This window comes from Pelomicrobium sp. (assembly GCF_036803785.1).
Classification (GTDB): Bacteria; Pseudomonadota; Gammaproteobacteria; order Burkholderiales; family UBA6910; genus Pelomicrobium.
This window is the reverse complement of record NZ_DAIRTR010000230.1, coordinates 1-2678: the sequence shown is the minus strand read 5'-3', so window position 1 is coordinate 2678 and position 2678 is coordinate 1. Positions and strand designations below refer to the sequence as shown.

Sequence of the window (2678 nt, the reverse complement as noted above, 5' to 3'; positions counted from 1 at the left end):
ACCCGCGTCCTGCTGGAGCAGACCTACCCTCTGCTCTGGGTGCGCGGCGAGATTTCCAACCTGAAGCGCTATGCGTCGGGTCACTGGTATTTCGCCCTGAAGGACCGGGAGGCTCAGGTGCGTTGCGTCATGTTCCGCAACCGCAATCAATACCTGGACTGGGAACCGGCGGACGGTGCTCTGGTAGAGGTGCGCGCCTTGGTGACCCTCTTCGAGGCCCGCGGGGAATTCCAGCTCAACGTGGAGACCATGCGCCGGGCGGGACTGGGCGCCCTGTACGAGGCTTTCGAGCGCTTAAAGGCGAAACTGGAACGGGAAGGCCTGTTCGCCCCCGAGCGCAAGCGCCCCCTTCCCCTCTTCCCGCACCAGGTGGGCGTTGTCACCTCTGCCCAGGGGGCGGCCCTGCGGGATGTGCTCGCCACATTGCGACGGCGCCTGCCGACCCTGCCCGTGGTTATCTATCCGACCCAAGTGCAGGGGCTCGAGGCCGCCCAGCAGATCGCGGCGGCGCTACGCGTCGCGGGAGAGCGGGGAGAGTGCGATGTCCTCATTCTGTGCCGGGGCGGAGGAAGCCTGGAGGATCTCTGGGCGTTCAATGAGGAGGTGGTGGCCCGGGCGATCGCCGCTTGTCCCATCCCGGTGGTGAGCGGCGTGGGCCACGAGACCGATTTCACCATTGCTGATTTTGTCGCCGATCGGCGCGCGCCGACCCCCACCGCCGCGGCGGAGCTCGTGAGCCCCAGCCGCATCGACCTGCTCGCCCGCCTGGAGAGCCTGGCGCGACGCCTGCAGCGGGGCTATGGGCGGCGGCTCGAAGCGCGCATGCAGCAACTGGACTACCTGGCGCGGCGGCTCGTCCCTCCCGGCGAGCGTCTGCGAGCCCAAGCGGCGCGGCTTGCGGAACTTGCGCGGCGGCTTGTGGCGGCGGCGCGCCGCCGACTCGCCCTAGACAGGACACAGACGGCGCACCTGGCGGAGCGTTTGCGGCGGGCGCGCCCGGACCTCGAGCCATCATGGGCCGCCTGGCGCAGGGCGGCGGCGCGGCTCTCACGGGCGATGGCTTACACGCTCTCCCATGCCGAACGGGAGCTCGTGCGGCTCGAGGCCCATCTCGACCATCTGAACCCCCAGCACGTGCTGGAGCGCGGCTACAGCATCGTCCGGACCGCGGACGGCGGCATCGTGCGCTCTGCAGCCCAGGTAGCCCCGGGGGATCTGCTGGAGCTGACCTTTGCCCACGGCTGGGCCCGGGCCGGAGTGCGGGAAAAGGGCAACGGTAAGTAGTGCCCGGCAGCTCAGCCGGCGAGGGCCGCCCGCAGGTGGGCCAGCACCGCCTCGGCGACCGACTCGCCGAAGCAGTCAAAGGTGGTGACACCTTCCATGGCCCGCAGCCAAGTGAGCTGGCGTTTGGCAAGCTGGCGCGTTGCCGCAATTGCCCGCTCCCGCATCAGCTCCAGGGTGTATTCTCCCTCGAGGTACTTCCATACCTGGCGGTAGCCGACGCAGCGCATGGAGGGCATGGAGAGGTCCAGGGCGTAGTGGCGGCGCAGCCAGCGCACTTCCCCGATCAGGCCCAGCTCCAGCATGTCCTCGAAGCGTTGAGCGATGCGCTGGTTGAGCCGCTCCCGGTCGCTCGGCACGAGGGCAAGGGTGATCGCCCGATAGGGGAAATAGACGTATTGGGGTTTTTTGAGGAGCGCCGATAGGGGTCGATCGGTCAGGTAATACACTTCCAGGGCTCGCTGGATGCGCTGGGCGTCGTTGGGCGACAGCCGCGCTGCGGTTTCCGGGTCGACTTGGGAGAGGATGCGGTGCAGGGCTGGCCAGCCCTGCTCGGCGGCCATGCCGTCGATTACGACCCGCAGCGCCGGGTCCGCTCTGGGCAGCTCGGCGAGGCCCTCCCGCAGCGCTTTGAAGTAGAGCATGGTCCCGCCTACCAGGAGCGGAATGTGACCCCGTTCGGTGATTTCCCGCATCACCGTGAGGGCATCGTCCCGGAAGCGCCCCGCTGAGTAGGTCTCGTTGGGCTCCACCAGGTCGATCAGATGATGGGGCACGACCTTGAGCGTCTGCGGATCGGGCTTGGCGGTGCCGATGTTCATGTGGCGGTAGACCAGGGAGGAGTCCACGCTTACGATCTCCACCGGAAGGCTTCGGGCAAGGGTGACCGCCACCTGGGTCTTACCCGCGGCGGTGGGCCCCATCAGGAAGATGGCGGGAGGATCGGGCGCCCTACGCCCGCGGGGACCCGACTCGGAAAGGCCCAGAGCCTGGTGGTCCACTTTTCACCTGCCCCGCATGAACAGGCGATCCAGATCCTGGAGGCTCAACTGGAACCAGGTGGGCCGCCCGTGGTTGCACTGACCGGAGCGCTCCGTCGCCTCCATCTGGCGCAGCAGCGCGTTCATTTCGGCCAAGGTGAGGCGCCGGTGGGCCCGCACCGCCCCATGGCAGGCGATCCGGGCGAGGAGCTCGTTGCGGTGGGCGGTGGCGAGCGTGGCGGCGTCGAAGTCCCGCAGCTCCTGGATTAGATCCCGGATCAGGTTAGCGGTATCGGCCTGCGCCAGGGCCGAGGGCACCGCCCGCACCGTCAGGGTGGTGGGGGAAAGGGGTGCGATGTCGAAGCCTAGGCTGCCGAGCAGGGCTCGGTTGCGTTCCACCGTTTCCCTATCCTGGGC

The 2678-nt window shown here is 68.4% G+C and carries 2 protein-coding genes and 1 pseudogene; 1 reads left to right on the top strand and 2 read right to left on the bottom strand.

The genetic code is table 11. The annotated features are described in order from the left end of the window. A partial coding sequence (gene xseA / locus V7Q81_RS15625; RefSeq protein WP_333845175.1) for an exodeoxyribonuclease VII large subunit occupies positions 1-1284 on the top strand: 1284 nt, incomplete at its 5' end. 11 nt (positions 1285-1295) lie between these two features. Here the strand turns inward: xseA and miaA are convergent. Next, positions 1296-2204, bottom strand: a complete 909-nt coding sequence (miaA, locus tag V7Q81_RS15620; RefSeq protein ID WP_333845178.1) for a tRNA (adenosine(37)-N6)-dimethylallyltransferase MiaA — start codon at positions 2202-2204, stop codon at positions 1296-1298. A gap of 81 nt (positions 2205-2285) precedes the next feature. Further along, positions 2286-2678 (bottom strand): annotated as a pseudogene (mutL, locus tag V7Q81_RS15615) (DNA mismatch repair endonuclease MutL); the annotation flags it as partial.

Excerpts from the sequence above, each read along its gene's own strand:
- miaA (WP_333845178.1), bottom strand. The coding sequence starts at position 2,204 with ATGGGGCCCACCGCCGCGGGTAAGACCCAGGTGGCGGTCACCCTTGCC.